This window comes from Parasedimentitalea denitrificans, assembly GCF_011813015.1.
Lineage (GTDB): Bacteria > Pseudomonadota > Alphaproteobacteria > Rhodobacterales > Rhodobacteraceae > Parasedimentitalea > Parasedimentitalea denitrificans.
In genome coordinates this window covers 57,343-72,035 of the sequence record NZ_QHLQ01000005.1, presented here as the reverse complement: position 1 = coordinate 72,035, position 14,693 = coordinate 57,343, and the positions used below count along the sequence as shown (strand labels likewise).

Sequence of the window (14,693 nt, the reverse complement as noted above, 5' to 3'; positions counted from 1 at the left end):
CGGGCAGCCCTTTTCGCATTGGCGTCGGTGTTTTAGATGTCAGCCCACATTAAAAATCAGCGTGTTAGACAGGATTGGTAGATGGTATCCTGTTCACCTGCATCCTGCCAAAACAGGACTGCCTCGTCCCCTTTTGTATGCCAGACATAGCCGTCATTCGGCCCGGCAGAATACCGAACTCCTGAACCAGTTGGCCCCGCCGTCAGGGCGACGGTCTGTCCCTCCACCAGCAAGACCACTGCAGAGAGGCTTTCAGAATTGACATAAGTCGCCACAACAGTGGCGCCGCGTTCACAGCCGTAAGAGAATTCCTGAAAACGCGTGTCAGCCAGCAGAGGATTTGCACAGGCAATCGCCATGAGCGCTCCACCGGTGACACATCGTCTCATTACTCGGACGCCTTCTCTTCAACTTGAGCCGCCATTGCTTCGGCCCGCGCAGCCAATTCAGCCAGCGTTTCGGTCACTTGTGGCGGCACAACTGGAACCTCGATGCGCTCAGGCTCGGGCGCCGGAGCAGCCCGCAGATCGGCCAGTTCTGCTTCACGCGCAGCCAGATCAGCCTCGACGACTTTAATTCGATCCTCAACAGCTGCGGTTTTATCCGCCAGCAACAGGCCAGCCATCAGCAACATCCGTGCCTCTGGCATACGTCCGATTTGATCCGATAGCACCTGTGCCTCGTCATCCAGCATTTTGGCCGCAGATTGCAAATAACTCTGCTCGCCATCCTGACAGGAGACCTCAAAAGCGCGACCACCGATATGAATTGTAAGTTCGGGCATCAGACTTCCTCCCCTTCTGGTAGATTACGCGCATTGGCTAACAGAGGCTCCAGCTTGGCCAAGACAGCATTGACCTGAGCCTGATCACTTGCCTGCGCGGCACGAAGACCTTCGATTTCAGCCTGCATCGCAGAGTTGATCAATTCGGCATCGCCAACGCCGGCGGCATTGGCATCTCGCAGTGCGGTATTGGCGCTCCGAAGGCTTTCATTTGCATGACGCAATTGCTGTAGCTCTGTATCCAACCGAACCAACATCTCATTCTGGCGCTCCAGCTCCTCGCTATTGTCCGCGACAGGCTCCGCCGCCGTTTGGGCTGCTTCGGCTTTCGCCTGGTCCAGTTCCCCCTGCGTCGTTTGCAATTGCGCCTTCAAGCCATCGACTTCAGCGGTCAACGCGTCTATCGCGCCTGTATCAACCGGCGTTTCCGCGGTCTCGGCAACTTTCGTTTCCAGTGCGGTGATGTCCGATTTCAGCTCGGCAACTTCGGCCTCTAGAGCTGCCTTGCCTTCTACCTGCATTGCAGCGGTGTTACCCGCTGCTTCCAGTTCAGAGGTCAGACGTGCGACTTCGGCTTTCAGAGCATCTTTCTCTTCGGTGTTGCCAACTTCATTGCGCAGCATTTCGACTTCGGATTGCAACGCAGCCATTTCTTGAGAATTATCCACAGGCTCTGGGACAGCCGCCAGTTGGGCCTTGAGCGTTTTCAAGCGTTCCTCAAGCTGGGCATTCGCAGTTTTCTCGTCGTCGAGTTCCTGTGCCAGATCGCCTTGTGAAGCCGTATCCTTTGCCGCCTCAAGAGCGCTTAACCCGGTCCCGATCCTGTCCATCGCGGCCGTTATACGGCTTTGCAATTCCTCGATTTGACTCATGCCCGTTCCTCACCATCCGCATCTTCTATCCAAACCCGACACTACAAACGAATCGCACCTGTGTCTCGGTTCGTGCCAGCATACTCAAAGCAGGAGTAAATTACCCCATGTTTGCTTTCAACCACTTGCAAGCCAATCTTGACCTCAACCAGCGATGTAACGCCCAGCAATACTTGATCTTTGCCAAATCGCTGCTATTCAGCCCAGTATCTGCGTGAAAACCCAAAGGAATGACCCTGTGGACCTGACTGCCCTGCGTACTGCAAACCCTGAACATTGGTCCAAGGCCGCCGCGATCCGCGCCCTGACCCTAGACGCTGTTGCCGCTGCCAATTCGGGCCACTCTGGCATGCCGATGGGCATGGCTGATGTCGCTACCGTCTTGTTTGAAAAGCATCTAAAATTTGATGCAGCTGCCCCTCAGTGGCCTGACCGCGACCGGTTCATCCTGTCTGCGGGTCATGGCTCGATGCTGATCTATTCGCTGTTGCACTTGTGTGGCGATGCGCAGGTCACGCTGGATCAGATCAAAAACTTCCGCCAGATGGGCGCCTTGACCGCTGGTCACCCCGAAAACTTCCTGCTGGACGCCGTGGAAACCACCACTGGCCCGCTGGGACAGGGTCTGGCCAATGCCGTGGGTTTCGCCATGGCCGAAGAAATGCAGCGCGCCCAGTACGGACGCAAGATTGTTGACCACCACACCTATGTCATGGCCGGCGACGGTTGCCTGATGGAAGGTATCAGCCAAGAAGCCATCGGTTTGGCCGGGCGTCACTCGCTAGGCAAACTGATCCTGTTCTGGGACAACAACAACATCACAATCGACGGTACTGTTGAATTGTCCGACCGCACCGATCAGGTAAAGCGTTTCCGGGCGTCTGGCTGGCAGGTCATCGAAATCGACGGCCACGATCCACAGGCCATCGACGAAGCTATCACTGCCGCCAAGAAATCCAAGAAGCCTTCGATGATTGCCTGCGCGACACACATCGCGCTGGGTCACGCGGCGCAGGACACTTCCAAGGGTCACGGCGCACTGACCGACGCCGACCAGATGAAGGCCGCCAAAGAGGCCTATGGCTGGACCGGTGGTCCATTCGAAGTCCCTGCCGACATCAAATCCCAGTGGGAAGCCATCGGTAGCCGTGGCGCTGCAGATCGCGCCGAATGGGAAGGCCGCTTTGCCGAGGTTTCCAAGCAGAAGCAGGATCGGTTCAACCGTGCCTACGCACTGGACGCTCCAAAGAAACTGTCGGCTGTTGTCAAAGCCCTGAAAAAGCAGGTTAGCGAAGACCAGCCAAAGGTTGCCACACGTAAGGCGTCGGAAATGGCTCTGGCCGTGATCAACCCGATCATGCCGGAAACCGTTGGTGGCTCTGCTGACCTGACTGGATCGAACCTGACCAAGACTGGCGACATGGGTGTGTTTGACACCGACAACCGTAAGGGTCGTTTTGTCTATTGGGGTATCCGCGAGCACGGTATGGCCGCTGCGATGAACGGTATGGCTCTGCACGGCGGCATTCGCCCCTACTCGGGCACTTTCTTCTGTTTCACCGACTATGCACGCCCGTCCATGCGTCTGGCTGCGCTGATGAAGATGCCATCGGTGTTCGTTATGACCCACGACTCGATTGGTGTTGGCGAAGATGGCCCAACTCACCAGCCGGTTGAACACTTGGCAATCTGCCGCGCGACCCCGAACACCTATGTGTTCCGTCCTGCCGATGCGGTTGAAACGGCCGAGTCCTGGGAAATTGCCCTGTCCGCCAAGGAAACCCCTTCGGTACTGTCATTGACCCGTCAGGGCCTGCCAACCGTTCGGACAGAGCATAAGCTGAACAACCTGACCGCCAAAGGTGCCTATGTTCTGGCTGACGCCGAGGCCAAGCGTCAGGTGATCTTAATCGCCACTGGTTCCGAAGTCGCCATCGCGATGGAGGCCAAGGCCAAGCTGGAAGCCGAAGGTATCGGCACCCGCGTTGTGTCTATGCCCTGTATGGAACTGTTTGCTGAGCAAGACGAAGCCTATCGCCGCAAGGTTCTGCCTGCTGGTCCGGTCCGTGTTGGCATCGAAGCCGCAGTTCGCGCTGGCGGCTGGGATCGCTGGTTGATGGGCGAGCGTGGCCAGGACAAGAAAGCTGCGTTTGTTGGCATGGACAGCTTTGGTGCCTCGGCCCCAGCTGGTGAGCTGTACGAGAAGTTCGGCATCACTGCGGATGCAACTGTGGCTAAGGTCAAAGATCTATTGGGCTAAGACCCACCTTTATCTACGAACTATGAGGGGCACCCAATAGGGTGCCCTTTTCTTTCTTCAAAGACTCCTGTGCGGACTAACCTGCCAATGCATTAAGGTGTCAACGTCGTGCTTCTGATCGAAATTTTTCTGCCCACTCCTGGTTGATCACATCTGCTAGCTTTGCTGTAGGAGGTGTGATCTCTCCGCTTGGCTCGTATTCCGAACCAAGCGCCTTCAGAACCCTTGCGAGGATCTCATACGGGGCGGCAGACAACTCGTCATAAGTGATTGTAAGCGAGTCTATGCATTCCCTGTTAAACCACTCCTTCCACTCTGCTTCCATTTTCTCAAACAGATCAAGCTGTGCAGAAATCGCCACACTATCGTAAATCGGCTCATTTGGTTCCGACAAGCGCTCTATCTCTGTCCCATCGGGTGCCATGTGCCACAGACCTGTCTGTTTAGCTTTGACGTAGGAAATGGCCTGATCCAACTTATCTTCACGAGTGAGATGGACAAAGAGCGTGTTGCCAAAGACCGCTTCAATGCGAGATTTATCGTCGGGAAGCGATGGGTGAAGGATACCCAGTTGCTCCGTGAAATAGCTAAAGCTATGGCGCTGCAAACGCAGTCCAAAGGTGTTACTCTCACCTTTCCCGTGTTCGAATGCCGATTGAAATACAGCTGTCAGAGCTTGCTTGCGAGTGCAGAACTGGCTTTTTCGAAATCCGTAATAGCCAAGCCATTTTTCGATGGAAGGTTCATGAAAATGAGAACCCGGGCGTCCAACCACACCAGACTCGCGCAAAAGCCGACATAAAAGCGTACTGCCACTACGAGGACTGGTGCAAATCACGTAGGACTGAAACAGGCTCAATGGCCTGCTTTCTCGCCACCGAACATCCCAACAACCGGCGCAATCACCTTGGTCGCCACCGGGATCAAAGCAAACCCCAGCGCCAGTCCAAACACGCCGTCCATTGCTGCCTTGGCAAACCACTCGGTGATACCCAGCCATGCTTCGGGCACCATGTGCCCCACCGCATAGGCCCAATCATGGATATGATGGCCCAGCCAGCCAAAGCCCATCTGCTCAGCCCCGTGGATGACGATAGATCCGCCAACCCACAGCATTGCGGCTGTTCCGACAATCATCAACAGCTGCATGAACTTCGGCATCATCCGTACCAGCCCACGGCCTAGATTGCGGGTTACGCCAAACTTGCCGTTCTGGGTCATATACAGGCCCACATCGTCCGCTTTAACGATCAACGCGACTGAACCATAGACGGCAACTGTAATACCTACAGCGACCATTGCCAACGTTGCTGCCTCCATCCAGATGTTGCTATCCGGAATTTCGGCTAGCGCGATAGTCATGATTTCAGCCGACAAGATAAAGTCGGTCTTGATGGCCCCGGACGCTTTCTTCTCTTCCAGATGTGCCGGATCACCCGGTTCATCCTCTTTGAATACGTGGCTGGTGTCATGAGGCACCAACAGATGATAGATCTTCTCGGCACCCTCAAAACACAGATAGGCCCCACCCAGCATCAACAGCGGCGGAATCATCCAAGGGGCAAAGTTGGCCAGCAACAGGCCGATGGGCAGAAGGAACAGCAATTTGTTCTTGAGCGAGCCCTTGGTGATCTTCCAGATCACCGGCAATTCGCGGCTAGCGGCGAACCCATGCAGATATTTGGGCGTCACGGCGGCATCGTCGATCAATGCACCAGCAGCCTTGGATCCGGCTTTGAGAGCCTGCGCCGCCACATCATCAACCGAAGCCGCCGCGACCTTGGCAATCCCAGCCACATCATCCAACAGTGCCAGCAATCCGCTCATTCCAAAATCCTTCGTACGCAATCTAATTGGCGACTAACTTAACCGATATCACGTGGTGAACAAGCGTTAGCGCAACCGCCTTCTCTCGTTAACCTTTTAACCATTACTCGTTATCGCTAACACGATCTTTTTGCGCTAACAGTATGGAATTATATCCGTTTTCTCCCTTTCGAACTCACCCTCTCCGCTTTATATCCTCGTTAAGAACTGCGCGATTGGAGAGACACACATGACCATCAAAGTCGGGATCAATGGATTTGGCCGTATTGGCCGCTGCACCCTGTCACATATCGCGGCCTCGGGTCGAGACGACATCGAAGTGGTTAAGGTGAACGCCACTGGACCACTGGAAACCGCAGCCCATCTGCTGAAGTATGATTCTGTTCATGGTCGTTTCCCCGGCGAAGTTAAACTTGGCGATGGCACCATGAACCTGGGTCGCGGCGACATGCAGATGTTCTCGACCTACAACATGAACGAGCTGGACTGGGACGGCTGTGATGTTGTTCTGGAATGCACGGGCCAGTTCAACGACGGTAACAAAGCCAAGGCGCATCTTGAGCGTGGTGCCAAAAAGGTTCTGTTGTCAGCCCCCGGTAAAAACATCGACCGTACGATTGTGTATGGTGTCAACGACAACGAACTGCGCGCTACAGACACCATGATCTCGAACGGATCGTGCACCACCAACTGTCTGGCTCCACTGGCCAAGGCACTGGACGATGGCATCGGCATTGAACATGGTCAGATGACCACCATTCACGCCTATACTGGTGACCAGCCAACCCTGGACCGCCGCCACAATGACCTGTACCGCGCCCGCGCAGCCGCGATGTCGATCATCCCAACGTCAACTGGTGCCGCCAAAGCACTGGGTGAGGTTTTGCCAAACCTGAAGGGCCGTCTGGACGGATCTGCCATGCGGGTTCCTACGCCGAACGTATCTGCCGTTGACCTGACTTTCATCGCCTCGCGCGATGTTACCGTTGAACAGGTCAATGCGGTCATGCGTGAAGCATCCGAAGGTTCGATGGCGCGTGTCGTTGGCTATGAAGCTGCGCCGCTGGTTTCCACTGACTTCAATCAGTCGCCAGAAAGCTCGATCTTTGCGCCAGAACAGACCCGTGTTGTTGGCAACCGTTTGGTTCGTGTACTAGCCTGGTATGACAATGAATGGGGCTTCTCTGTCCGTATGGCAGACGTATCTGTCGCCATGGGACGCCTCTCGGCCATGTCAAAAGCTGCTTAAGCTTGAGATACTTCGCCCGGTCAGGCATATCTGACCGGGTGTATTTCTTGATGAGGCGATATGACTACCAAAATTGCAATTGGGCTTGGTCTGCTAATTATTGCGTTACTGGCCGTTGATGTCGCCCTATTTGGAACGAACCATCTGGTCTTTCTAGGTAAGAAACTGTTTGAGTTGATCGACTGGATCGCCTTCTGGCGCTAGCGCAAAGCGCATGCTGACACCAAACTGAGCTATTGCTGGCTGCTATCCAGATGCGGCGCCAAGATTTCGCTAGCTTCAGTCCAGGCCTCTGCCAAAGCAATCAACGGTGGATCACTTTCAAGCTCGGCAGATTCGATGTCTTGCATACAGGTCCGAAGGGTCGCCAGCCCTAAAACCGCAGCCGAACCGGCAAGACGATGAGCCTCACTTTGATGTTCTTTGCTAACCTGTCCATGACTGCTTAGGTCCTGCTTTAACTGAATAACTTCAGTACAGAAATTCCCTAAGTAACCGCGTGCTTTCTCATCCCCCAAGGCTTCAATAAACTGTTGGATATCAGAGTTTTCCTGGGGTATGTTGATCGTCTTATTCTGACCAGTATAGGCCGCAATTACCCGCGCCAGCTCTGCCTGAGTCGCAGGTTTGATCAGGATTTCCGTAAATCCAGCCTCCAGAATTCGTTTCTGATCATCGCCAGCTGCATGGGCAGTAAGGGCAACGATTTCAACACCTTCGGCCAGTCGTCTAGTTCGGATCTGGCGCAGGGCTTCGATGCCATCCATACCCGGCATACTGATATCCATTATAACCAGATCAAAGCGCTCTTTCTCAACCGCCTCAACGCCCTCAGCTCCGCCGACGGCGCAAGTTACACGGTGCCCTTGCCGCTGAAGCAGTTTTTCCAAAAGCATCCGATTGATGTCGTTATCCTCGACGATTAATATATGAATGGGCCTAGGAACGTCGGCTGATGCTATTGCTTTCGTAGTCTGGGGCTGTGTCACCAGAGGCAGAGACAAGGTGAACCAGAAGATACTGCCCTCGCCCAGTTCACTCTCAACGTTCAGTTCACCACCCATCTGTTCAACAACACGGCGGGTAATAGCGAGACCAAGTCCGGTCCCCTCACGCTTGCGGCTATAGCTTGTGTCGAGAGTAACAAAATCCTCGAAAATCCGTTCAAGATCTTCGTCCGCAATTCCCTCGCCAGTATCACAAACACGAAACTCCACCTCGTCTTTGCCAGCCTGATGTTCAACATCAATCATGATCTCGCCGTTTTCGGTAAACTTCAAAGCATTGGCAAGCAGCCGCATCAATACCTGATGAATACGTTCAGGATTGCCGACGCAGTGGGTTTCCCCGGGCAACCGGCACCGAAGACGGATTTTGTTGCCGCGAGCTTTTGCTGGGAAGAAATGACAATCAACGATCTCTTGCAGCAATTCATCCAAATCGAATGGCTCGTAGTTCTCGAATTCAGTTCCCGTTTCAAGCCGGGACATTTCAAGCACTTCGTTCACATGGTGCAGCAACAGCTCACCTGATGCGCGCATTGTTCGCAAGTACTTCTGCTCTTGAGACAACATCTCGGCATTCTCCAGCAACTCAATCGAGCCAAGAATCCCATTCAACGGCGTTCTGATTTCATGGCTGAGAACCGTCAGAAGTTTCTCTTTGACCCGTTCGCCTGCTAACGCATCATCCCGTGCACGCCGCAGTTCTTCCTCGCCTTTGATTCGGTCAGTTACATCCCGCATGAAGCAAACGAAAACAATGTTATCGCCATCCTGACTCGATGAGACATTAAGCTCAATTGGGAAAACCTCCCCAGATTTTCGCTTGGCTTCTTTTAGAACCGGCCCTTTGTTTATGAGGTTCCCTTCTCCTGACTTCAAAAAGCTCACCGTGTTATCCACAGTGAATTTATGGTGATGGATCGGGATAAGCGTGTCTTTCAGTCGCTTGCCAACGACTTCCTCTTTGGTAAAGCCAAATATATCCTCAGCTGCACCGTTAAAACTCAGAATTTCCCCCCTAACATCCACCATTACAATGGCATCCAAGGAGGAGGATACCATTACGCGCAATCGTTCTGCAGTGGCCCGATGTGCAGACAATAATTCATAAGTACGAAAAAATAGTCGCTGGATCAGGAGGGCCGTAAATGCCAGCGCCATGACCAGCGCCACCAATACCCAACCAAGGCTCTTAAGTGTAAGGGTCACCTGGTGTTTGTGGTCGGCACTGGACTGTGCCTCTAGTTGCAATCCAATTCGCACCAGATCACGTACATCTCGGTTATTTCTTTGCAATCCATCAATGAACGCCGGCAGTGATTGGACCAGATCTTTATCCGGTCCATCCACTAAAGGTGTAAAAAAGTCTAACTGACGTTGAATACGGATGAGCTTCTCACCGACAAGCTGATTTGTTCGCAATTTTTCAAACTTTGGACTGTCACGCAACGCAGCCACGCGACTGGAATAGATACCAAACTCGAGGCGAAAAACATGTAGGTTTTCTCCTCCTTGAGCTCGGTAGGCCATTTCCCTTACTTGAAGGTGCGAAATCTGAACCAGAGCAAGGTTCCAGGTCAGTCTATCGGTGGCTTTGGTGCCGATGTTGTCCAGTTCGCTTAAGACAATCCGTCCAAGTCCCAGTGACAAGACCCCAAGAGCAGCAAGAAATGCAATCGTCAACGTCAGCACCCGTCTTGTGCCCAATGTGGTTGACCTGGACTTCAAATGACATTCCTTTCTTATCTCTCGGGATCCACTACGGTCCTTACCGACTGTGACAAAGCATTAGAAAAATGCACATCTCTTTTGAGAATCTGAAATTCGTCGAATGGATACACAACTTCAAGCGGGCCGTTATTTCGTACTGACATCGTTGCACCATTTCACTCATAGGAACTTATGGCCTCAGTTTCGGCCACAAATAACATGTTAATTGCGTCAGAGGATCTATCACTTCTTTGGGCCACCAGAGTTCCATCTGTAACACCCACTTGTCCCATCAACTCTATGAACGAAACGCCCTTAAGGTGCTTTGGACCAAAGTTCCGGATTGCTCCTCTCTCAAAACGCGCCGCGGGCATTGCGCGCAATTCGTCTAACCTAAACTGAACAGAATTATTCGCCTGACCATCAAAGTTCAGTACGTCAACTTCCAACATCACAGCCGCATCACGATCGCCACTTTCGCCGAAAACATTCGCTGGTATCAAGGCAACAACCAGTATGCGCAGAAGAAACATTAAGCATGTCATTTGTGCACATCTTTTTGGAGATAAAAGAAGTTTGCAAGTCGCCCAAGAGTAGGCGCCCGCCGATAGTTTGCCATAAAACCAAAAAAAACGCACGAAAGCCAAAGTATAGCTGACTAACCTTTAGGTTAGCCCAACCAACCTAAAGCGACTCATGAAACACCCAATGTTTTCAGGTCTTAAATGGCAATCCTTCACCTAAGCCCGGATGCCAAACTCGCAGGATGCAAGCCATGCTAGCAGTAAAAATCGCTCTCGCTCTCGCAAAATTGGATGGTATTGATCTGTCTACCGCTATATAAATAAAGGAAGAACTTTAACCAGTAAGTGAGTTTCATGCGTATACTACTTGCAGACGACCACGACATGGTACGCGAGACCATATCCGCCTATCTGCACTCTGTAGGTGGGGCAGAAGTCACATCAACCGTAAACTTAAAAGATGCACTTGATCAGATCGACAAGGTTGGTCCCTTTGATCTTGTCCTGCTGGATTACAACATGCCGGGCATGTTTGGCCTCGAAGGTCTAGCCCGCGCACTTAAGAGTAACGGCGGTGGTGGCGTAGCCATTCTGTCCGGCAGCGCGCCCACCCACACGGCTCAGGATGCACTGGACGCCGGTGCCATCGGTTACCTCCCCAAGACAATGGGCGCAAAGTCACTGTTGAACGCCGTCCGCTTCATGAGCGCAGGAGAGGTTTACGTTCCTGTTGAGCTCCTCAGAGAGCAACCGGCAGAGGAAGTGCATCCTCTTATTGAAAAGCTGAGCCAGCGCGAAGTGGAAGTACTAAGTGGTCTTTGTCGCGGTCAATCAAACAAGGAAATCGCCCGCGATCTGGAGCTGCAGGAAGTGACCATTAAGCTGCATGTGCGGACGCTATGCCGCAAAATGGATGCAAAGAACCGGACACAGGCTGCGATCACTGCAAAAGAAGCTGGCTTGTTCTAACTCACCTCTAAGCAGCTGTTGCCCAACCAATCACAAAACGGCGGGAAGTTTTGCGTAGCCGCGAAACCGCATACGACCGCCGCCAATGCGTCCCGGTAAAATCTGGAAATCAGGGAAACGCGCTAGAAAACGTCCAATCGCAACCCACCCTTCCATCCGGGCCAGTGTCAAACCAACGCATATATGTGGCCCGCCGGCAAATGCCAGATGTCGGTTCGGGGTCCTTGAGATATCAAACCTTTGTGGCGAGTCAAAAACAGCCGGGTCGCGGTTCGCAGCACCGATAACAAGGTGGAGGTTTGTTCCCTTTGGAATGATCAGACCGCCAATCTCTATCTCAGACGTAGTTTCACGGTTTCCCAGCTGGTTTGGGGACCGGAACCGTAACATCTCTTCTATGGCCGGTTTGATCAACTCAGGTGAATTCAGCAATAGCTCTCTTTGATCAGGATGATCCTGCAATAAAGCCAATCCGTTACCGATCAGGTTGGTCGTCGTCTCATGGCCAGCGTTCAGGATGAAGATACAGTTCTGGATCAATTCTATCTCGCTTAGCGACCCATCGGCCCCCTCGCCCATGATCAAACGAGTCAGAACATCACTTTCCAAATCGCCCGGCTGCGCGCGTCGGCGCGCTATTAGATCCGTCAGATAGGCCTTGAACTCTGTAACCGCAGTTTGTCCAGCGGTCAGCTGTTCGCCCGTCAGCGAGGGTTCCAACGCGCCAAGGATGGCCAAGGACCAATCCCGCAGCGGGCCTCGTTCTTCCATGGGCACATCCAGCAGGTTGCCGATAATCTGGATTGGAATCGACGAGGCGAAATCTTCGATCAGGTCAACTTGGTCCAGTTGCGCCATTTCATCGAGCAAATAATCGACTGTCTTGATCAACCCCGGCTCCATCCGGGCAAGAGCACGAGGCGCCAGCGCTGAGGTCATGATCTTTCGCACCCGCGTATGCAATGGCGGATCAGAAAACACCAATGATGTAGTGTGATGCTCAAACAACGGCGAGCCAACCCCGAACTTAGGCCCAAACGCAGCCTTTTTATCCGACGAGTACAAAGTCGTATCCCGGTATATCCGGTTCAAGTCACTGTGACGGCACAGCATCACGGACCCATCTGGCTGTCGCAAAACCGGGGCGGTTTCCAAAAGCGCATCATAGTAGGGAAATGGATCCACAACAAACCCTTGCGGTGGGTTTGCCAGATCGAAACCTTCAACGTTCACATTCGCTTGCAGCGGTTCTTGTGCTGACATCAATTTCCCCTCATTTGCTCAGCACACGGTGATGTCACTCTGCCTCACTGTCAATTCATATGATCATCCACCTCACCCGGCCATTGTGGGGATGACAACGACCACTGTCCCGGATAGTGACAAAACATGAACACACCTATCTCATCCATCCGCAATCTCGGTCCTGCATATGAAGAGGCCTGTGCTCGTGCAGGCATCAATACAGCTGAAGAGCTACGTGAATTGGGCGCCGATGAAACCTACGCTCGCATACTGAAAACCGGAACCAAGCCACATTTCATAGGCTACTATGTGTTGGTTATGGGTCTACAGGGGCGTCCGTGGAATGACTGTAAGGGGGATGAGAAAAAGGCGCTTCGCATTCGTTTTGATGCCATCAAGGCAAGCGCATTTGACAAGGGACTGTCAGAGCTGGAAACAACGCTGAACCAAATCGGCGTTATCGAAAAACGCCGTTGAGACCCGAAATGAAAAGGCCGCCTGAATATACAGACGGCCCAATCAATTTTCAAACCAGCTAAGGTTTAGCCAACCAGTTCAAGACCGGAGAAGAAGTAAGCGATTTCTTCTGCAGCTGTTTCTGGTGCGTCGGAACCGTGAACCGAGTTTTCGCCAACTGATTCAGCAAAATCGGCACGAACGGTGCCCGGTGCTGCGTCTGCTGGGTTTGTTGCGCCCATGACTTCACGGTTCTTTGCAATGGCGCCTTCGCCTTCCAGAACCTGAGCAACGATCGGAGCCGACGCCATGAATTCACACAGTTCGTCGTAGAACGGACGCTCAGCGTGCACTTTGTAGAACTCACCAGCCTGCGCTTTGGTCAGGTGAATACGCTTTTGCGCAACGATGCGCAGGCCAGCGTCTTCAAACTTGGCGTTGATTTTGCCAGTCAGGTTACGGCGTGTTGCATCGGGTTTAACGATCGAAAAAGTACGTTCCAGAGCCATCGGGCTTCTCCTGTTATTGGGGCTGGGCAAAACGCCCCACCACCAGTGATCCAAATTTGCGCTCGGGTAACACGGCAGATCGGCTTTGGAAAGAGTGCAGTGTTTTTCTCAGGGCATGATATGATGTCGAATAGCAAAAACTTCCGGCCCCCAGCTTGGACCTAGCCATGATAGCCCCCACTCGCCGCCGTTTTTTTGGCGCAAAGTGCCGCGTTGGCCGCCCTGCCCCAGGTCGCGGCTGCATTCATACAGACCAGTAATGCCCATATTATCGACATGGGTAATGCAGCGTACCTTGATCGCAAGCAAAACCGCCCGGATCTGGACGCTGTTGATGGCTGCACTCGTCCCAATCACGATTTTTACGATGCGCTGGCGCAGGCTGGCGTGAACACGGTAATCCGCTACTACTCCGATCAGAACAACGCCAATCTAAATTGCAAGAACGTCACACGACGTGAGCGTGATCTGCTCCACGAGCATGGATTGGCTCTGGCCATCGTTTATCAATTCGAAGGTCGCAGCAAGAATCGCTTTACCGGATCGCGCGGCGCACAAGATGCCGAATTTTGCCTTGAACGGGCCCGGATCATTAATCAGCCAACTGGCAGCACCATCTACTTCGGTGTTGATTCCGATGCGGGGCTCAATTCTGATCAAGGTGTGACCGATTACTTTCGCGCAGTTCGCCGGGTATTCGGGGGCCGGTATGACATAGGTATTTATGCGGCTGGCGCACGCTGCCAATTGATTCAAAGCGCCGGGCTAGCCAGCCGGTTCTGGGTTCCCGAAGCCCCGGCATGGCTTGGCACCCATGCCTACATGAACTCAAACCGCTGGCACCTGTTCCAGAACAAAACCAATATTGACCTGAGCGCTGTTACTGATGGGCACGGGCAGAAAATTCACATCGATACAAACATCGTGAACCCGGACCAAACGCGGTCTATTGGCGCTTTCACCCGCGATGGTAGCGAACGGACTTATGATCCATCTCATCTGAACGCGGTGGCCAAGGCCCATTACTGGGTCAATCAAGATCGTCTGCCTGTCTATGACTATCCCGGAGGATCTGAGGTGGCGCATCTGTGCATCGCCCGAACGGTTCATGTAATCAGCTCGAATGACGGCTGGGCCGAGGTTGATATCAACGAAGACGGACTGCCAAACGGATACTGCCAGCAAGGTGGATTGCTGCCGCTGAAGCAAATGCCAAAATGGCGCCGAACCAGCTGTAAGTTGATGGATATTTAAGCCGCTGGCGCTATCGTTCTGGGTCTGCTA

15 protein-coding genes are annotated in these 14,693 nt (G+C 53.1%); 6 read left to right on the top strand and 9 right to left on the bottom strand.

The features are described 5' to 3' along the window. Positions 1 to 56 precede the first annotated feature (56 nt). From DL239_RS07235 to DL239_RS07225, 3 genes are read right to left on the bottom strand one after another with little or no spacing between them, the layout of a single operon-like run. Entirely contained in the window at positions 57 to 389 is a 333-nt protein-coding gene (locus tag DL239_RS07235; protein ID WP_167683343.1) for an MliC family protein, read from the bottom strand. Continuing rightward, positions 389 to 784: a cell division protein ZapA gene (locus tag DL239_RS07230; protein ID WP_167683342.1), complete on the bottom strand. Its 396-nt coding sequence runs from the start codon at positions 782 to 784 to the stop codon at positions 389 to 391. Before DL239_RS07230 ends, DL239_RS07235 begins: the two co-directional genes overlap by 1 nt. Then, positions 784 to 1,656 (bottom strand): colicin transporter, encoded by an 873-nt coding sequence (locus DL239_RS07225; RefSeq protein WP_167683341.1) that lies wholly within the window; start codon positions 1,654 to 1,656, stop codon positions 784 to 786. Before DL239_RS07225 ends, DL239_RS07230 begins: the two co-directional genes overlap by 1 nt. 238 nt (positions 1,657 to 1,894) lie before the next feature. On the opposite strand from DL239_RS07225, the gene tkt reads away from it, so the two are divergent. Beyond that, positions 1,895 to 3,916, top strand: coding sequence for a transketolase (tkt, locus tag DL239_RS07220; RefSeq protein WP_167683449.1), 2,022 nt, complete (start codon positions 1,895 to 1,897; stop codon positions 3,914 to 3,916). Between the two features lie 100 nt (positions 3,917 to 4,016). Here tkt and DL239_RS07215 read toward each other — a convergent pair whose 3' ends face one another. After that, positions 4,017 to 4,775: a Stf0 family sulfotransferase gene (locus tag DL239_RS07215; protein ID WP_167683340.1), complete on the bottom strand. Its 759-nt coding sequence runs from the start codon at positions 4,773 to 4,775 to the stop codon at positions 4,017 to 4,019. Beyond that, positions 4,772 to 5,743, bottom strand: coding sequence for a DUF808 domain-containing protein (locus DL239_RS07210; RefSeq protein WP_167683339.1), 972 nt, complete (start codon positions 5,741 to 5,743; stop codon positions 4,772 to 4,774). The genes DL239_RS07215 and DL239_RS07210 overlap by 4 nt, the downstream gene beginning before the upstream one ends. 229 nt (positions 5,744 to 5,972) lie before the next feature. On the opposite strand from DL239_RS07210, the gene gap reads away from it, so the two are divergent. After that, the gene (gap, locus tag DL239_RS07205; protein ID WP_167683338.1) at positions 5,973 to 6,992 is read left to right on the top strand and encodes a type I glyceraldehyde-3-phosphate dehydrogenase; all 1,020 of its coding nucleotides are present in this window, start codon (positions 5,973 to 5,975) and stop codon (positions 6,990 to 6,992) included. Between the two features lie 60 nt (positions 6,993 to 7,052). After that, a complete protein-coding gene (locus tag DL239_RS07200) occupies positions 7,053 to 7,196 on the top strand; it encodes a hypothetical protein (protein WP_167683337.1) in 144 nt (47 codons plus the stop codon). 29 nt (positions 7,197 to 7,225) lie between these two features. Here DL239_RS07200 and DL239_RS07195 read toward each other — a convergent pair whose 3' ends face one another. Both DL239_RS07195 and DL239_RS07190 read right to left on the bottom strand, forming a co-directional pair. Further along, a complete protein-coding gene (locus DL239_RS07195; RefSeq protein ID WP_439650857.1) occupies positions 7,226 to 9,454 on the bottom strand; it encodes a PAS domain-containing hybrid sensor histidine kinase/response regulator in 2,229 nt (742 codons plus the stop codon). Between the two features lie 428 nt (positions 9,455 to 9,882). Then, positions 9,883 to 10,239, bottom strand: coding sequence for a hypothetical protein (locus DL239_RS07190; protein ID WP_206188381.1), 357 nt, complete (start codon positions 10,237 to 10,239; stop codon positions 9,883 to 9,885). Positions 10,240 to 10,584: 345 nt separating this feature from the next. On the opposite strand from DL239_RS07190, the gene DL239_RS07185 reads away from it, so the two are divergent. Beyond that, on the top strand, positions 10,585 to 11,199 hold the full coding sequence (locus DL239_RS07185) for a response regulator (RefSeq protein WP_167683334.1): 615 nt from the start codon (positions 10,585 to 10,587) through the stop codon (positions 11,197 to 11,199). 30 nt (positions 11,200 to 11,229) lie between these two features. On the opposite strand, the gene DL239_RS07180 is transcribed toward DL239_RS07185, so the two are convergent. Then, on the bottom strand, positions 11,230 to 12,462 hold the full coding sequence (locus DL239_RS07180; protein WP_167683333.1) for a cytochrome P450: 1,233 nt from the start codon (positions 12,460 to 12,462) through the stop codon (positions 11,230 to 11,232). Positions 12,463 to 12,588: 126 nt separating this feature from the next. Between DL239_RS07180 and DL239_RS07175 the strand changes: the two genes are divergently transcribed. After that, a complete protein-coding gene (locus DL239_RS07175; protein ID WP_167683332.1) occupies positions 12,589 to 12,921 on the top strand; it encodes a TfoX/Sxy family protein in 333 nt (110 codons plus the stop codon). 65 nt (positions 12,922 to 12,986) lie between these two features. Here the strand turns inward: DL239_RS07175 and ndk are convergent, their stop codons facing one another. Beyond that, positions 12,987 to 13,409, bottom strand: coding sequence for a nucleoside-diphosphate kinase (gene ndk, locus DL239_RS07170; protein ID WP_167683331.1), 423 nt, complete (start codon positions 13,407 to 13,409; stop codon positions 12,987 to 12,989). A 276-nt stretch (positions 13,410 to 13,685) separates the two neighbouring features. Between ndk and DL239_RS07165 the strand changes: the two genes are divergently transcribed. Beyond that, complete coding sequence (locus DL239_RS07165; RefSeq protein ID WP_206188380.1) at positions 13,686 to 14,663, top strand: DUF1906 domain-containing protein; 978 nt, start codon at positions 13,686 to 13,688, stop codon at positions 14,661 to 14,663. Positions 14,664 to 14,693 lie beyond the last annotated feature (30 nt).

What these genes read in the sequence shown, in the direction of transcription:
- DL239_RS07210 (WP_167683339.1), bottom strand. Translation starts at nt 5,743, where the DNA reads ATGAGCGGATTGCTGGCACTGTTGGATGATGTGGCTGGGATTGCCAAG.
- DL239_RS07200 (WP_167683337.1), top strand. Translation starts at nt 7,053, where the DNA reads ATGACTACCAAAATTGCAATTGGGCTTGGTCTGCTAATTATTGCGTTA.
- DL239_RS07190 (WP_206188381.1), bottom strand. Translation starts at nt 10,239, where the DNA reads ATGTTTCTTCTGCGCATACTGGTTGTTGCCTTGATACCAGCGAATGTT.
- DL239_RS07185 (WP_167683334.1), top strand. Translation starts at nt 10,585, where the DNA reads ATGCGTATACTACTTGCAGACGACCACGACATGGTACGCGAGACCATA.
- DL239_RS07165 (WP_206188380.1), top strand. Translation starts at nt 13,686, where the DNA reads ATGGGTAATGCAGCGTACCTTGATCGCAAGCAAAACCGCCCGGATCTG.
- ndk (WP_167683331.1), bottom strand. Translation starts at nt 13,409, where the DNA reads ATGGCTCTGGAACGTACTTTTTCGATCGTTAAACCCGATGCAACACGC.
- DL239_RS07175 (WP_167683332.1), top strand. Translation starts at nt 12,589, where the DNA reads ATGAACACACCTATCTCATCCATCCGCAATCTCGGTCCTGCATATGAA.
- DL239_RS07235 (WP_167683343.1), bottom strand. Translation starts at nt 389, where the DNA reads ATGAGACGATGTGTCACCGGTGGAGCGCTCATGGCGATTGCCTGTGCA.
- DL239_RS07225 (WP_167683341.1), bottom strand. Translation starts at nt 1,656, where the DNA reads ATGAGTCAAATCGAGGAATTGCAAAGCCGTATAACGGCCGCGATGGAC.
- gap (WP_167683338.1), top strand. Translation starts at nt 5,973, where the DNA reads ATGACCATCAAAGTCGGGATCAATGGATTTGGCCGTATTGGCCGCTGC.
- DL239_RS07180 (WP_167683333.1), bottom strand. Translation starts at nt 12,462, where the DNA reads ATGTCAGCACAAGAACCGCTGCAAGCGAATGTGAACGTTGAAGGTTTC.
- DL239_RS07230 (WP_167683342.1), bottom strand. Translation starts at nt 784, where the DNA reads ATGCCCGAACTTACAATTCATATCGGTGGTCGCGCTTTTGAGGTCTCC.